This is a genomic window from Microbacterium sp. Y832 (genome assembly GCF_057669765.1).
In genome coordinates this window covers 45,113-59,058 of record NZ_JBYHFM010000007.1, presented here as the reverse complement: position 1 = coordinate 59,058, position 13,946 = coordinate 45,113, and the positions used below count along the sequence as shown (strand labels likewise).

General features: G+C 68.0%; 14 protein-coding genes. 8 read left to right on the top strand and 6 right to left on the bottom strand.

Annotated features, from left to right (window positions below; genetic code table 11):
• Positions 1–883: 883 nt before the first annotated feature.
• Genes nrdF through nrdH form a run of 4 tightly spaced genes read right to left on the bottom strand, consistent with a single transcriptional unit; the run spans position 884 to position 4,726 of the window.
• Positions 884–1,858 carry a class 1b ribonucleoside-diphosphate reductase subunit beta gene (nrdF, locus tag AC25YV_RS12425; protein WP_488124169.1) on the bottom strand — a complete coding sequence of 325 codons (975 nt, stop codon included), beginning with the start codon at positions 1,856–1,858 and terminating at the stop codon, positions 884–886.
• Positions 1,859–1,891: 33 nt separating this feature from the next.
• A complete protein-coding gene (nrdE, locus tag AC25YV_RS12420; RefSeq protein WP_488124168.1) occupies positions 1,892–4,054 on the bottom strand; it encodes a class 1b ribonucleoside-diphosphate reductase subunit alpha in 2,163 nt (720 codons plus the stop codon).
• Positions 4,036–4,467 (bottom strand): class Ib ribonucleoside-diphosphate reductase assembly flavoprotein NrdI, encoded by a 432-nt coding sequence (gene nrdI, locus AC25YV_RS12415; protein ID WP_488124167.1) that lies wholly within the window; start codon positions 4,465–4,467, stop codon positions 4,036–4,038. Before nrdI ends, nrdE begins: the two co-directional genes overlap by 19 nt.
• A gap of 28 nt (positions 4,468–4,495) precedes the next feature.
• Positions 4,496–4,726, bottom strand: coding sequence for a glutaredoxin-like protein NrdH (gene nrdH, locus AC25YV_RS12410; protein ID WP_488124166.1), 231 nt, complete (start codon positions 4,724–4,726; stop codon positions 4,496–4,498).
• Positions 4,727–5,087: 361 nt separating this feature from the next.
• Here nrdH and AC25YV_RS12405 point away from each other — a divergent pair, with 361 nt between their 5' ends.
• The 4 genes from AC25YV_RS12405 (at position 5,088) to AC25YV_RS12390 (ending at position 8,454) form a co-directional block, all read left to right on the top strand.
• A complete protein-coding gene (locus AC25YV_RS12405; protein ID WP_488124165.1) occupies positions 5,088–6,299 on the top strand; it encodes an MFS transporter in 1,212 nt (403 codons plus the stop codon).
• A gap of 73 nt (positions 6,300–6,372) precedes the next feature.
• Complete coding sequence (locus AC25YV_RS12400) at positions 6,373–6,516, top strand: hypothetical protein (RefSeq protein ID WP_488124164.1); 144 nt, start codon at positions 6,373–6,375, stop codon at positions 6,514–6,516.
• A 25-nt stretch (positions 6,517–6,541) separates the two neighbouring features.
• Positions 6,542–7,297, top strand: coding sequence for an alpha/beta fold hydrolase (locus AC25YV_RS12395; protein ID WP_488124163.1), 756 nt, complete (start codon positions 6,542–6,544; stop codon positions 7,295–7,297).
• Positions 7,294–8,454, top strand: coding sequence for an acyl-CoA dehydrogenase family protein (locus AC25YV_RS12390; protein WP_488124162.1), 1,161 nt, complete (start codon positions 7,294–7,296; stop codon positions 8,452–8,454). The genes AC25YV_RS12395 and AC25YV_RS12390 overlap by 4 nt, the downstream gene beginning before the upstream one ends.
• A 104-nt stretch (positions 8,455–8,558) precedes the next feature.
• Here AC25YV_RS12390 and AC25YV_RS12385 read toward each other — a convergent pair whose 3' ends face one another.
• Positions 8,559–9,422, bottom strand: a complete 864-nt coding sequence (locus AC25YV_RS12385) for a DUF559 domain-containing protein (RefSeq protein ID WP_488124161.1) — start codon at positions 9,420–9,422, stop codon at positions 8,559–8,561.
• A gap of 333 nt (positions 9,423–9,755) precedes the next feature.
• Here AC25YV_RS12385 and AC25YV_RS12380 point away from each other — a divergent pair, with 333 nt between their 5' ends.
• Genes AC25YV_RS12380 through AC25YV_RS12365 form a run of 4 tightly spaced genes read left to right on the top strand, consistent with a single transcriptional unit; the run spans position 9,756 to position 12,758 of the window.
• A complete protein-coding gene (locus tag AC25YV_RS12380) occupies positions 9,756–11,027 on the top strand; it encodes a DUF445 domain-containing protein (protein WP_488124160.1) in 1,272 nt (423 codons plus the stop codon).
• 19 nt (positions 11,028–11,046) lie between these two features.
• Positions 11,047–11,388 carry a gamma-glutamylcyclotransferase family protein gene (locus AC25YV_RS12375; RefSeq protein ID WP_488124159.1) on the top strand — a complete coding sequence of 114 codons (342 nt, stop codon included), beginning with the start codon at positions 11,047–11,049 and terminating at the stop codon, positions 11,386–11,388.
• A gap of 9 nt (positions 11,389–11,397) precedes the next feature.
• Complete coding sequence (locus tag AC25YV_RS12370; RefSeq protein WP_488124158.1) at positions 11,398–12,285, top strand: arginase family protein; 888 nt, start codon at positions 11,398–11,400, stop codon at positions 12,283–12,285.
• Positions 12,282–12,758 (top strand): SixA phosphatase family protein, encoded by a 477-nt coding sequence (locus AC25YV_RS12365; protein ID WP_488124157.1) that lies wholly within the window; start codon positions 12,282–12,284, stop codon positions 12,756–12,758. The genes AC25YV_RS12370 and AC25YV_RS12365 overlap by 4 nt, the downstream gene beginning before the upstream one ends.
• Here the strand turns inward: AC25YV_RS12365 and hutI are convergent.
• A complete protein-coding gene (gene hutI, locus AC25YV_RS12360) occupies positions 12,750–13,934 on the bottom strand; it encodes an imidazolonepropionase (protein ID WP_488124156.1) in 1,185 nt (394 codons plus the stop codon). The two genes, AC25YV_RS12365 and hutI, sit on opposite strands and share 9 nt — an antisense overlap.
• Between the last annotated feature and the right edge of the window lie 12 nt (positions 13,935–13,946).

Below are 13,946 nucleotides of genomic sequence, written 5' to 3'. Positions count from 1 at the left end.
GACGAGCCCGCCACCGTGGGCTACACCACGCTACGGGGCACTACTTTGCTCACCCTGCTGGGCTGCCCAATTCAGACGTCACCTACCGATACGGCAGCCCCGAGGCGTTCTCGTGGCTCACCGGCATCCGAACAAGATGCGGTGGGCCTGGGCGCTTGGCGTCACCCAAGCCCACCCTTCCGCCGTGTCGCCGGAACCGACCCCGGATTTTCGCAGCGGGCATTGCACCAAGAGAGAGGGAAGCTGGGGACCCCCTCTCTGTACGCCACAACGTAGGGGCGGGGAAAACCAGCAACAAGGGTGAAACTCGAAGATCACCCGCACTTCGCCCCGGCCCCGCGGCATACATCCTGCGTGCCGGCGGCCACCCGATGGATCAGTACCTGCCCTGCCCCGCTCTGTCAGAGCGAACGGCCTCGCGCGCGCCGACAAGCGCACACGAGGGCCTAACCGATTGGAAGGCCGTTGAGATTTACTGAGCAGCCGAGCACTGTGGCAGGCTAAACGCGCGACCCGACGCTGGCCCAGCGAACAACGTCTTGGCCATCGCAGGATTCGCGGTCGGAGTGACCAGGTCCTCGATGTTGATCGCCTGCACACGGCTGGGCGTTTCCAGCAGGTACCGGTTCGTGACCGACTGCGCGCGGCCGTCGTGTGGTCGAGCTTGATGCCGTTCTCGCCGTACTTCGCTTCCAGACGCCGTCCTCGTTGTACGTACTGATGTCACCCTTGGCCATCGTTCGTCCCCTCTGAGGAGGTCAGCCGCTCACAGAATGTGGGCAAAACGTGGGCAAGGCCCCCGCCGGTGGGCTCTATGCGAGCTGCTGGCGGGGGCCTCAGTGTTCATGGTGCGATCCGGTGATTACCTGCTTGACCTGGACTTTTAGAAGTCCCAGTCGTCGTCTTCGGTCGCCTCAGCCTTGCCGATGACGTACGACGAACCGGAGCCCGAGAAGAAGTCGTGGTTCTCGTCGGAGTTCGGCGAAAGCGCGGACAGGATCGCGGGGTTCACGTTCGTCACCGACGAGGGGAACATCGCCTCGTAGCCGAGGTTCATGAGCGCCTTGTTGGCGTTGTAGTGCAAGAACTTCTTGACATCTTCAGTGAGACCCACGGGGTCGTAGAGGTCTTGCGTGTACTGAACTTCGTTCTCGTACAGCTCATACAGCAACGAGAACGTGTAGTCCTTCAGCTCGTCGCGCGTCGCCTGGTCGACGGTCTCGAGTCCGCGCTGGTACTTGTAGCCGATGTAGTAGCCGTGCACGGCCTCGTCACGGATGATGAGGCGAATGAGATCGGCCGTGTTCGTGAGCTTCGCCTTCGACGACCAGTAGATCGGCAGGTAGAAGCCCGAGTAGAACAGGAACGATTCGAGCAGGGTCGAAGCGACCTTGCGCTTGAGGGGGTCATCGCCGCGGTAGTAGTCCACGATGATCTGCGCCTTCTTCTGCAGATTCGTGTTCTCGGTCGACCAGCGGAACGCCTCGTCGATCTCTTTCGTCGAGCACAGCGTCGAGAAGATCGACGAGTAGCTCTTGGCGTGCACCGACTCCATGAACGCGATGTTCGTGTAGACGGCCTCTTCGTGCGGCGTGATCGCGTCGGGGATGAGCGAGACGGCGCCGACCGTGCCCTGGATCGTGTCGAGCAGGGTGAGACCCGTGAACACCCGCATCGTCAGGATCTGCTCGTCATCGGTGAGCGTATTCCAGGACTGGATGTCGTTGGACAGCGGCACCTTCTCGGGCAGCCAGAAGTTGTTCACGAGGCGGTTCCACACCTCGAGGTCTTTGTCGTCCTGGATGCGGTTCCAGTTGATCGCCTGCACGTGGTTCAGGAGCTGCAGCTTCTCAGCCATGATTGCCTTTCGAAAAATCCCAGATCAAAGCCACTACAGCATGCACGAGACACACTCGGTCATGTCGGTGCCCTCGAGTGCCAGCTGCCGCAGGCGGATGTAGTAGATCGTCTTGATGCCCTTGCGCCACGCGTAGATCTGCGCCTTGTTGATGTCGCGCGTCGTGACGGTGTCCTTGAAGAACAGCGTGAGCGACAGGCCCTGGTCGACGTGCTGCGTCGCCGCGGCATACGTGTCGATGACCTTCTCGTAGCCGATCTCGTAGGCGTCCTCGTAGTACTCGAGGTTGTCGTTCGTCATGAACGGCGCCGGGTAGTAGACGCGGCCGAGCTTACCTTCCTTGCGGATCTCGACCTTCGACGCGATCGGGTGGATCGACGACGTCGAGTTGTTGATGTACGAGATCGAACCGGTCGGCGGCACGGCCTGCAGGTTCTGGTTGTAGATCCCGTGCTTCTGGATGCTGGCCTTCAGCGCCGTCCAGTCCTCCTGCGTGGGGATGTGGACACCGGCGAAGAGCTCGGCGACGCGCTCGGTCTGCGGCACCCACTCCTGGTCGATGTACTTGTCGAAGAACTCCCCGGACGCGTAGGTGGAGTCCCAGAACCCGTCGAAGACCTGACCCCGCTCCTTCGCGATGACGTTCGACGCGCGCAGCGCGTGGTAGAGCACCGTGTAGAAGTAGATGTTGGTGAAGTCGAGGCCCTCTTCCGAGCCGTAGCGGACGTGCTCGCGGGCGAGGTATCCGTGCAGGTTCATCTGCCCGAGGCCGATCGCGTGCGAGCGGTCGTTGCCGTCTTCGATGGAGCGCACCGAGGTGATGTGGCTCTGGTCGCTCACGGCGGTGAGCCCCCGGATGGCCGTCTCGACGGTCTGGCCGATGTTGCCGCCATCCATCGCGAGGGCGATGTTTATCGAACCCAGGTTGCAGGAGATGTCCTTGCCGATCTGGTCGTACGACAGGTCCTCGTTGTACGTCGTCGGCGTGTTGACCTGCAGGATCTCGCTGCACAGGTTGGACATGTTGATCCGGCCCTTGATCGGGTTGGCCTTGTTCACCGTGTCCTCGAACATGATGTACGGGTAGCCCGATTCGAACTGGATCTCAGCGATCGTCTGGAAGAACTCGCGAGCGTTGATCTTGGTCTTCTTGATGCGCGCGTCATCGACCATCTCGCGGTACTTCTCGGTGACGGAGATGTCACCGAACGGCACGCCGTAGACCTTCTCGACGTCGTACGGAGAGAACAGGTACATGTCCTCGCCGTTCTTGGCGAGCTCGAAGGTGATGTCGGGCACCACGACACCCAGCGACAGCGTCTTGATGCGGATCTTCTCGTCGGCGTTCTCACGCTTGGTGTCGAGGAAGCGCATGATGTCGGGGTGGTGGGCGTTGAGGTAGACAGCGCCGGCACCCTGACGCGCACCGAGCTGGTTGGCGTAGCTGAAGCTGTCTTCGAGGAGCTTCATGACGGGGATGATGCCCGAAGACTGGTTCTCGATCTGCTTGATCGGCGCGCCCGCTTCGCGGATGTTCGACAGGAGCAGGGCAACGCCGCCGCCGCGCTTGGACAGCTGCAGCGACGAGTTGATGCCGCGCGAGATCGACTCCATGTTGTCTTCGATGCGCAGCAGGAAGCACGAGACGAGTTCGCCGCGCTGCGCCTTGCCCGAGTTGAGGAACGTCGGCGTCGCCGGCTGGAAGCGACCCGAAATGATCTCTTCGACCAGGTCCATCGCGAGCTTCTCATCGCCGTCGGCCAGGCCCAGCGCCGTCATGACGACGCGGTCCTCGAAGCGCTCGAGGTAGCGCTTGCCGTCGAAGGTCTTGAGCGTGTAGCTCGTGTAGTACTTGAACGCACCGAGGAACGTCTCGAAGCGGAACTTCTTCGAGTACGCGAAGTCGTTGAGCTTCGAGATGAAGTCGAACGAGTACTTCTCGAGCACGGTCGGCTCGTAGTACTCCTTCTCGACGAGGTAGTCGAGCCGCTCCTTGAGGGAGTGGAAGAACACCGTGTTCTGGTTGACGTGCTGCAGGAAGTACTCCCTCGCCGCACGCTTGTCGGCGTCGAACTGGATCTTGCCGTCGGCGTCGTACAGATTCAGCATCGCGTTGAGGGCGTGGTAATCCAGCCCTTCGAACGCGGGGTTGTGCTTGAAGTCGGTCCGCGCCTCGGTCACTGCAGATTCCACCATTGTTCCAATCCGTCGCTCACGCGATCGATGTCCTCGGGCGTGCCGAATACTTCTAGCCGATACAAGTGGGGCACACGGCACTTGCGGCTGATGATGTCGCCGGCGAGGCAGAACGCCTCGCCGAAGTTGGTGTTCCCCGCGGAGATGACCCCGCGGATGTGACGACGGTTTCGCTCGTCGTTGAGGAACCGGATCACCTGTTTGGGAACGGCCCCCTTCTCTTCGCCTCGACCCTGGCCGCCCCCGTAGGTGGGAGTGACCAGGACGAACGGCTCGTCGACGAGAAGGGGTTCGTGAGATGGATACAGCGGGATGCGTGCGGCACGCATGCCCAGCTTCTCGATGAAGCGGGCGGTGTTGCCGGAAACGCTGGAGAAGTACACCAGCAGCGGTGCCTCAACGGCGACCTGCATGGCCTTCCCCCTCAGTGATGCGTCCTGATCAGAGACGAGACGCGAGCTCGTCGATCTTGTCGGGACGGAAGCCCGACCAGTGGTCCTCATCGGTGATGACGACAGGCGCCTGCATGTAGCCGAGCGCCTTCACCTGCTCGAGTGCCGAGGGGTCCTCGGAGAGGTCGAGAACCTCGTACTCGAGGCCCTTCGAGTCGAGTGCTCGATACGTCGCGGTGCACTGCACGCACGACGGCTTCGTGTAGACCGTGATCGCCATGTGGATCCGTCTCCCCCTTACATTCGATGCTTTCCGGCGGTTTCCCCCCACCGGGAGTCCAATACTACATATGGGTGCCGACATTCGATAGCACCACAAGGTCTAGTAGTTACATCCGTGTAGTTTTCCACCGTTCTCTACAGGTACAACACAAGTTGTCCACCGATTCATCCACAGGATCGACACTGGCTGCGGTGTCCGAAAAGGCCAGGATCACGCCAGTTTCGGAGGCCCCGCACTCAAACGATCCACAGGCGGGACGCTACGAGGGGGTTCCGACATCGGATCGGGCGATGATCGGACGCCCTGGCGTGTCGTGGGCGTGTCGCCCGGCAGCATCCCGAAGCACTACCTTTGATCCGTGGCGGGGTACCGGGAGCTTCTGCGCACGCCCGGCGTCGGGCGGATCATGGCAGCGCAATTGACGGCGCGCTTCCCCAATGGGATGACGAGCCTGGCGGTGCTGCTGCACATCGAGCACGTCACCGGCTCGTACGGGGCAGCAGGCCTCGTGCTCGCGGCGACCTCGATCGGGCAGGCCGTGGCCGGGCCCGTCACCAGCCGCTGGATGGGCCGCTGGGGCATGCGGCGCGTCATCTCGATCGCCCTCGTCGTCTGCGCGCTCGCGATCCTCTCGATCGCCCTGCTCGTCCTGCCGCTTGCGCTGTACATGGCGCTGGGTCTCATCGCCGGCCTGTCGACGCCGCCCGTGCAATCCGCCGTCCGCACGATCTACCCCAAGATGGTGCCGGCCAAGCAGCTCACGCCGCTGTACTCGCTGGACGCCTCGCTGCAAGAAGTCATCTGGATCCTCGCGCCCGTCGTCATCACCTTCGTCGCGACGCAGGTGGGAACCGTCCCCGCGCTCCTGCTCGTCGTCGTCGTGCTGATCGGCGGCGGCACGTGGTTCGTCCTGTCCCCCGAACTCGGGCGCGTGCGGATTCCGCCGAGCCGCCGCGGGATCGGGCGCGTGCTGGCCAAGCCACCCGTCCTGCTCGCGACGGTCGTGGGCTTCCTGCTGATCGGCGCGTGCGCCTCGGTCGAGGCCGGCGTCGTCGCGACGTTCGACCACGGCGGCCTCGAGGCGGGCCTCGTGCTCGCCGTCTTCGCCTTCGGCAGCCTCGGCGGCGGTCTCGCCCTCGGCCACCTGCCGATGGGGCGCTGGTCGATGGCGCGGCGCCTCGCCATCGTCACGGTCGGCCTGTCGCTCACGATGCTCTCACTCAACGTGTGGTGGCTCGGCGGCACCCTCGTGCTCGCCGGCATCGGAATCGCCCCCGCCCTCGCGGTCATCTTCGCGATGACCTCGGCGAGCGTGAAGTTCAGCGAGACGGCCGAGGCCTATGGCTGGGTCGGCACGGGACAGCTCATCGGCGCCGCAGCCGGGTCGTCGATCGCGGGCTTCCTCATCGACGACATCGGCCCGAGCGGTGCGTACATCGCCGGAACCGGATTCGCCGCCGCCGGGCTGCTCGTCGCCGTCGTCTTCGTGCGCTGGTTCCCCGATCTGAGGCACCGTGACGTGAGCCCGATCCCCGACACCGAACCGATCTCGACCCTCACCCAGCCCTGATCATCCTCGAGAGGTACGCAGGTCGTGCCGCAGACGGATGCCGCACCCCCGGCCGCGTTCATAGCGTTGGAGTGTGACGAAGAACCTCTCTGCGACCGGAGCCTTCGTGCTCACCCTGCTCGGCAACATCCTCGTGCTCATCGTGCTCGCTGCGGCAGCCGTCGTGGTGCCCGCGGCGGCGATCATCGTCTTCGGCGGGGAGCTCCTCGGCCTGTGACCCGGGCGCGGCCTACCCTGGAACCATGCCGGCTCCCGTGACCCTCCCCCGTCTGTCCTGGGGCGATCCCGCCGCGGATCGCCACGCCCTGCTCGTGCACGGCCTGGGCTCGAACGGCGCGCTCATGTGGCGCTACGGCATAGCCCTCGCCGAGGACGGCTGGCACGCGGTCGCGGTCGACCTTCGCGGCCACGGGACGGCGCCGCGAGCCCTGGACTACACGATCGCCGCTTATGCCACCGACCTCGCGGTCACACGCCCCGATGACGGCGGATCGTGGGACCTCGTGATCGGCCATTCGCTCGGTGCGGCGGCCTCCACGGCGACAGCCGCGACCGACCCAGAGTGGACGCGCAGACTCGTGCTGATCGACCCCGCGATCCACCTGGGCGCCCGCGACCGCGAGATCGTGCGCACGAGCCTGGAACGCTCGTTCGCCGACCCCACGCCGGCGGCCATCCGCGCCGAGCATCCGACCTGGCACGAGAACGACATCGAGCTCAAGGCGCTGTCGGCTCAGCAGGCCAGCCGTTGGGCGGTCGAGCAGACGAGCGCCCAGAACTCGACGTGGGACGAAAGGGACGCTGCATCCCGCCTCTCGATCCCGACCCACGTCATCGCGTCCGACCCGACGGTGTACTCGATCTTCACGGGCGCGCTCGCACGCGACGTGCTCACGAACCCGCTCGTGATGATGTCCGTCGTCGCGGGCGCCGGCCACTCGCCGCACCGCGACAAGCCCGACGACACCATCGGGCACCTGAGAGAGGCACTGTCATGACGACCTTCGACCCCGCGGACCTGCTGCCCGACGACCTCCTCGAGCGCTTCCGTGCCCGCGCCGTCGTGTATGACCGGGACAACACCTTTCCCGAGGACGACCTCGCCGATCTGAAGGCGAACGGCTACCTCGCGATCCTCGTGCCGCGCGACCTCGGGGGTGCGGGGCTCGGCCTGGCCGAGGCATCCGTTCTGCAGCAGCGCCTCGCGACGGCTGCTCCTGCGACAGCACTCGCGATCAACATGCACCTCGTCTGGACGGGGGTCGCCAAGGTGCTCGCCGATCGCGGCATCGACAGCCTGCGGTTCGTGCAGGAGGGCGCCGCCGCGGGCGAGGTGTTCGCCTTCGGGATCAGTGAGGCTGGCAACGACCTCGTGCTGTTCGGCAGCGATACCGACGCGGCGCCTCAGCCCGACGGCGGGTACGCGTTCACCGGAACGAAGATCTTCACGTCACTCGCCCCCGTGTGGACGCAGCTGGGCCTGCACGGCCTCGACACGACCTCGCCCGATGCTCCGCAACTGGTCTATGCCTTCGTTCCGCGGTCAGAGGCCGTCGTGACGCGCGACGACTGGGACACACTGGGCATGCGCGGCACACAGTCGCGTACGACCGAGTTGCACGGCGTGATCGCGCCGGCTGACCGGGTCGTGCGGCGTGTGGCGCCAGGACCCAATCCCGACCCGATCGTCTTCGGGATCTTCAGCGTCTTCGAGCTGCTGCTCGCCTCGGTCTACACCGGCATCGCGCGGCGGGCGCTCGATGTCGCCGTCGAGACGGTGCAGCAGCGCACCTCGAAGAAGACGGGCAAGACGTACAGCCAGGACCCCGACATCCGCTGGCGCATCGCCGAAATGGCCCTCGCCTACGACGCGCTGCCCCCGCAGGTCGAGGCGCTCTGCCGCGACGTCGACGGTCTCATCGACCACGGGGCCCGCTGGTTCTCGCTGCTGAGCGGCGTCAAGCATCGGGCCGTGACGATGGCGAAATCCGTCGTCGATGACGCCGTCCTCGCGGCGGGCGGCTCGTCGTACTTCACGCGCTCCGAGCTCAGCCGGCTCTATCGCGACGTGGTCGCGGGGCTCTTCCACCCCTCTGACCCCGAGTCCGCTCACGCGACGGTCGCTTCGGCCTGGCTGGGGCCGGTCGAGTCCTGACGGCGACGGTGTTGCGCCCGTAGCGCGTCGACAACTCCGGAGGAATGGGGAGTTGGGCGGTTGGGGGCGGCCCGGGCGACGATCCGTCCGGAGTTGTCGACGGGTCAGCGACGCCGCATCCCGAACAGCAGCCCCTTGAGCGCACTCAGCACGGTGTCGGGGTTGTACAGAATGTCCTCGGCTATCGGGCGATAGACCGCGTATCCGAGGGCCGCGAGCTTCTGGTCGCGGCGGCGGTCCTTGCGGATGTCGGCCCAGCTGCTGTGGTGTGCGCGGCTGTCGCACTCGATGACGAGCCAGCCGTCGACGAGCAGGTCGACACGCCCCACGCCGCGGATCTCCACTTGCAGCTCTGGGCGGACGCCGAGGCCGCGGAGCATCAGCCGTACGAGCGTCTCTGGTCCGGATTCGGCGAAACCGTCGACGAGCCCACGCAGCCGACGATGCCGGCGCGGAAGCGCGTCGAACAGCTCGTCCAAGTCGTCCTTGTGGAGCAGCCCGAGGTGAAGGGCGGAGTCGATCGACGCGATCGTCGCCCGTGGGGATTGACAGCCCGCGGCCTGCACGAGCGCGTCGAAGACTCCGACGGTGGCGTGCTGGGGAGGCTGCTGGCGACGGACTTCGACCCAGTGCAGCCGTACTCCCGCGCCGCGTGCGGGCACGGGCAGCCGGCTGGCGCGGGCCGAGACCTGCACGTGGACGGCGCCGAGGCTGCCGAGCTGATCCGTCGCCCCGCCGTGCACGAACACGCCGGCGAGCTGAAGGGCCGAGACGCACGCGAGGTGTCCTCCGGCGCGTGCCGCCGTGGCGACGGAGGGCGCGCAGTCCGCTCGGAGGAACACGCCCCGTCGAGCTTTCAGCAGCACGCCGTCGCGAACGAGGCGCCGCGCGTGACGGTCGCTCAAGCCGTGACCGGAGAGGTCGCAACGTCGCAGCAGGGTGTTCCGGGGCACATCGAGGTGCATCATGCCGACGATCGTCGGGGCGGCGCGGCGTGCCGGGCTCGCCGACAGCCGGATGTGGGGAGGGGGCGCGCTCAGTCAGCCCTGGGGAGGGGCGTCGACAACTCCGGAGAAACCGCCCGCCACCCGCCCGTTGCAGGCCCGAAACCCGGTTCTGTCCGGAGTTGTCGACGCCTCCCGGCCCTGGAGCCGGCCCGGCCGGGCCTCCCCCGGCCCTGGAGCCGCCCCGGACGGGCCGCGCCCGCCCGCCACCCGCCCGCCACCCGCCCGCCCCCCACCGGCCCGGCCCCCGCCCGCAACCCCCGCCGTGTCGGCCTCCTCCCGTGCGAGGATGACGCCATGGCGCGCACCCCCACTCACCTGCTGAGCCCCGCCGACCAGGAGCGGCGCCGCGGACTGCGCTTCATGAAGGGCGTCGCCCTCGGCGCACTGGTCTTCATGGCGATCGTGTTCGTCGTCGCCTTCGCCCTGCAGCAGCAGCTCCCCTGGCTCGCCTACGTGCGGGCGGCCGCCGAGGGCGGCATGGTCGGCGCCCTCGCGGACTGGTTCGCCGTGACGGCGCTCTTTCGCCACCCGCTCGGGATTCCCATCCCGCACACCGCGATCATCCCCCACCGCAAGGACGAGATCGGGCGCACTCTCGGCGAGTTCGTCGAGACCGAGTTCCTGCGCGGCGACGTCGTGCGCGCCAAGCTTGAGGCGACCGCCCTGTCGGCGCGGCTCGGCGAATGGCTCGCGCAGCCCGAGCACGCCGATCGCATCGCCGCCGAGGCGTCGGTCATGGCCTCCGGAGTCCTCAGCGCCCTGAGCGACGACGACGTGCAGCATGTCATCGAAGACCTCGCCCGCGAGCACCTCATCGCCCCGGAGTGGGCCCCGCCGCTCGGGGACTGGCTCTCGCGCATCGTCGAAGCCGATGCCCACCACGCCGCCGTCGACCTCGCCGCCGACAGCATCGCCGCGTGGCTCGAGAACAACCAGGACGCCTTCACCGGACTGCTCTCGCGCCGCCTGCCGAGCTGGTTGCCCTCGATCGCCCACCGCCTCATCGACGAGACCGCCTACCGTGAGGCGACGAAGTTCGTCGCGGCGGTTCGCGCCGACCCGCAGCACCCCGCACGCACGGCGATCGACGGCTACCTCGTCCGCCTCGCCGACAACCTGCGGCACGACCCCGTCACGATCGGCCGGTTCGAAGACGCCAAGGCCGCCGTGTTCGACAGCCCCCGCGTGCGCGAGCTCGCCGCGCAGGCATGGGGCACGGCGAAGGCAGGCCTGCTGCGCTCTCTCGCCGACGCCGACAGCCCGCTGCGGCGCCGGGCGACGGTGGCCATCGCCGAGATCGGCGAGCGCCTCACGACGGATGCCGCACTGCAGAACCGCGTCGACACGTGGGCGACCGACGCCGCCGTGTTCCTCGTCGACCGCTACCGGCACGACATCGCCTCGATCATCTCCGACACCGTCGAGAAGTGGGATGCCGCCGAGACGACGGAGAAGATCGAGCTCATGGTGGGCCGCGACCTGCAGTACATCCGCCTGAACGGCACCATCGTCGGCGCCCTGGCGGGTCTGGTGATCTTCATGATTGCCCATGCACTCCTGGGGTGACACGGCGTAATCTGAGCCCGTGGATGCCGACCAGCTCCTCTTCTCCTACGCGACGCTGCAGCGCCCAGACGTGCAGCTGAACACGTTGGGCAGGCCCGTCGAGAGCGAGCCCGACATCTTGCCGGGGCACCGGCTCGACTATGCCGAAGCACCCCACCCCCGCTCGTCGGATTCGCCGCCGCGGCCCATGCTGCGTCCGACCGGCAGCGAGCTCGACAAGGTCATCGGGCGGGCGATGTGGGTGACCGAGACAGAGCTCGACGCGTGCGATGAGTACGAGGCGGAGCTGTACCGGCGCGTCGAGGTCACGCTCGCGAGCGGCCGCGCGGCATGGGCTTACATCGCGAACCGACTGCACTAGCGTGTGGGCATGGCGCTCTCCCACGATCCCCTCTGGCCCCGCGCGGGCGACTGGCCGCCCGCCGCTGATGAGATGACGGATGCCGCGATCCTCGGCGTCCCCGCTCACGCCACGTCCTTGTCACCGACCGGAGCCGCCGCGACTCCGGCCGCCGTGCGAGAGGCGCTGCGGCGGTACAGCCCGACTCTGATGGGACCGCCGCCGGTCGATCTGACCGTGCTCGACGTCGTCGACGGCGGCGACATCGACGACCCCGACGGGCCCGGCGGCGAGGAGCGGACCGAGTCGCGCGTGCGCGCCCTCGCGGAGCGTTCTCGCCGAGTCGTCGCCCTCGGCGGCGACAACTCGATCACGTATGCGGTGGCGCGCGGCGCCGGTGCGTCAGGGCTCATCACGTTCGACGCCCACTTCGATCTGCGCGACGGCGTCTCGAACGGCTCGCCCGTGCGCCGGCTCGTCGAGTCGGGGTTCGACGCCCGCCGCATCGTGCAGATCGGCATCGCGGACTTCGCGAACTCGATCGCCTACGCCCGTCGCGCCGCCGACCTCGGCATCACGGTCGTGACGCTCGACGACGTGCGCCGCCGCGGCCTCGCCGCGGTGGTGGCGCATGCGCTCGAGGTCGCGGGTGCCGGGGATGGCGGCATCCATCTCGATATCGACGTCGACGTGTGCGATCGCTCGGTCGCACCGGGGTGTCCCGCATCGCTGCCGGGCGGCCTCGCCGCCTGGGAGCTGCGCGCTCTCGTGCGCGGCGTCGCGACCGACGGGCGAGTGCGCTCGGCCGACATCGTCGAGGTCGACGCGACGGGCGATGCCGACGATGCGCGCACCGTGCGCCTTGCAGCACTGTGCGTGCTCGAACTGCTCGCTGGACTCGCCGGGGTGTCGTCATGACGCACCTCGTGCTCGTGCGGCACGCCAAGTCGGACTGGAACTCTCCCGACCTCGACGACCATGACCGTCCGCTCAACGCGCGCGGTCTGCGGGATGCCCCGCTGATGGCGGCGCGGCTGGCGGCGACGGGCCTGCGGGTCGACGCGATCCTGTCGAGCACGGCGCTGCGCGCGTCCACGACGGCCGACTTCTTCAGCGGCGCGATGGGTGTGCCGGTCGAGGAGCAGGAGCGCCTCTACGGCGCCCCCGCCCCGGTGCTGCTGCGGGCGGCGGCCGAGTCGGGGGCCCGATCGGTCATCGTCGTCGCGCACGATCCGGGCATCAGCACGCTCGCGGGCGAGCTGTCCGGCGGCGGGATCGGGCACATGCCGACGTGCGCGGTCGCGACCTTCCGGTGGGACACCGACGACTGGGACATCGCGACGAGCATCGATCCCGAGGACTGGACCTGGAGCACGCCGCGCTCAGAGTAGGACGCCGTCCTTCCACACCGCACGTATGATCGGCACCCCGGGCCGGTAGGCCAGGTGCACCCGCGTGGGGGCGTCGAGCAGGGCGAGGTCGGCCCGCATTCCGGGAGCGATGACGCCGACGTCGGTGCGGCGCAGAGCCTGCGCGCCGCCCGCCGTGGCCGCCCAGACGGCTTCAGCCGGCGACATCCCCATCTCGCGCACGGCGAGCGCGATCATGAGCGGCATCGAGCTCGTGAAGCACGACCCCGGGTTGCAGTCGCTCGCGAGGGCCACCGTGACGCCGGCGTCGATGAGGCGGCGCGCGTCGGGGTACGGCTGCCGGGTCGAGAACTCGACGCCGGGCAGCAGCGTCGCGACGGTTCCGGATGCCGCGAGCGCCGCGACGTCCTCGTCGCTCAGGTACGTGCAGTGGTCGACCGAGGCTGCACCGGCGGCGACCGCGACGGCGACGCCTTCGCCGTGGCCGAGCTGGTTGCCGTGCACGCGGGGGGCGAGTCCGCGGTCCACGCCTGCCGCGAGAATCCGCCGTGCTTCGGCGGGCGTGAAGGCACCGCGCTCGCAGAAGACATCGATCCAGCGGCTGTGCGGCGCGCACGCGGCGAGCATCTCGCCGCAGACGAGGTCGACGTAGGCGTCGCGGTCGTCGGCGTATTCGGCGGGCACGACGTGCGCGCCGAGGAAGGTGACCTCATCGGTCACTTCGGCCGCGAGTCGGGCCAGGCGCTCCTCGTCGGCGACCGACAGCCCGTAGCCCGTCTTGACCTCGAACGTTGTCGTGCCCTGGCCGTGCAGCTCGTCGGCGAAGCCGGCGAGGCGCGCGCGCAGCTCGTCGTCGGTCGCGGCGCGGGTGGCGGCGACGGTCCGCCGTATACCGCCCGCGGCATACGGCACGCCCGTCATGCGAGCCTCGAACTCGTCGGCGCGGTCGCCGCCGAAGACGAGGTGGGTGTGCGAGTCGACGAACCCGGGGAGGACTGCCCGTCCCCCGGCATCCACCACGTCGCCCCCGCCCGCCGACAGCGACGCCGCGGACGGGGCGTCGGCGGCGGAGCCGACCCAGGCGATGCCGCCGTCCTCGATCAGGACGGCCGCATCGCGCAGCGTGCCGCAGGGGTCACCGGCTTCCTCGACGTTCGTCGTCAGTTCGCCGATGTTCGTGATGAGGGTCGTCGTCACGGCAGTCGCCTT

Excerpts from the sequence above, each read along its gene's own strand:
- AC25YV_RS12370 (WP_488124158.1), top strand. The coding sequence starts at position 11,398 with ATGGCGCTCTCCCACGATCCCCTCTGGCCCCGCGCGGGCGACTGGCCG.
- nrdF (WP_488124169.1), bottom strand. The coding sequence starts at position 1,858 with ATGGCTGAGAAGCTGCAGCTCCTGAACCACGTGCAGGCGATCAACTGG.
- AC25YV_RS12395 (WP_488124163.1), top strand. The coding sequence starts at position 6,542 with ATGCCGGCTCCCGTGACCCTCCCCCGTCTGTCCTGGGGCGATCCCGCC.
- nrdH (WP_488124166.1), bottom strand. The coding sequence starts at position 4,726 with ATGGCGATCACGGTCTACACGAAGCCGTCGTGCGTGCAGTGCACCGCG.
- AC25YV_RS12380 (WP_488124160.1), top strand. The coding sequence starts at position 9,756 with ATGGCGCGCACCCCCACTCACCTGCTGAGCCCCGCCGACCAGGAGCGG.
- AC25YV_RS12385 (WP_488124161.1), bottom strand. The coding sequence starts at position 9,422 with ATGATGCACCTCGATGTGCCCCGGAACACCCTGCTGCGACGTTGCGAC.
- AC25YV_RS12390 (WP_488124162.1), top strand. The coding sequence starts at position 7,294 with ATGACGACCTTCGACCCCGCGGACCTGCTGCCCGACGACCTCCTCGAG.
- nrdE (WP_488124168.1), bottom strand. The coding sequence starts at position 4,054 with ATGGTGGAATCTGCAGTGACCGAGGCGCGGACCGACTTCAAGCACAAC.
- nrdI (WP_488124167.1), bottom strand. The coding sequence starts at position 4,467 with ATGCAGGTCGCCGTTGAGGCACCGCTGCTGGTGTACTTCTCCAGCGTT.
- AC25YV_RS12365 (WP_488124157.1), top strand. The coding sequence starts at position 12,282 with ATGACGCACCTCGTGCTCGTGCGGCACGCCAAGTCGGACTGGAACTCT.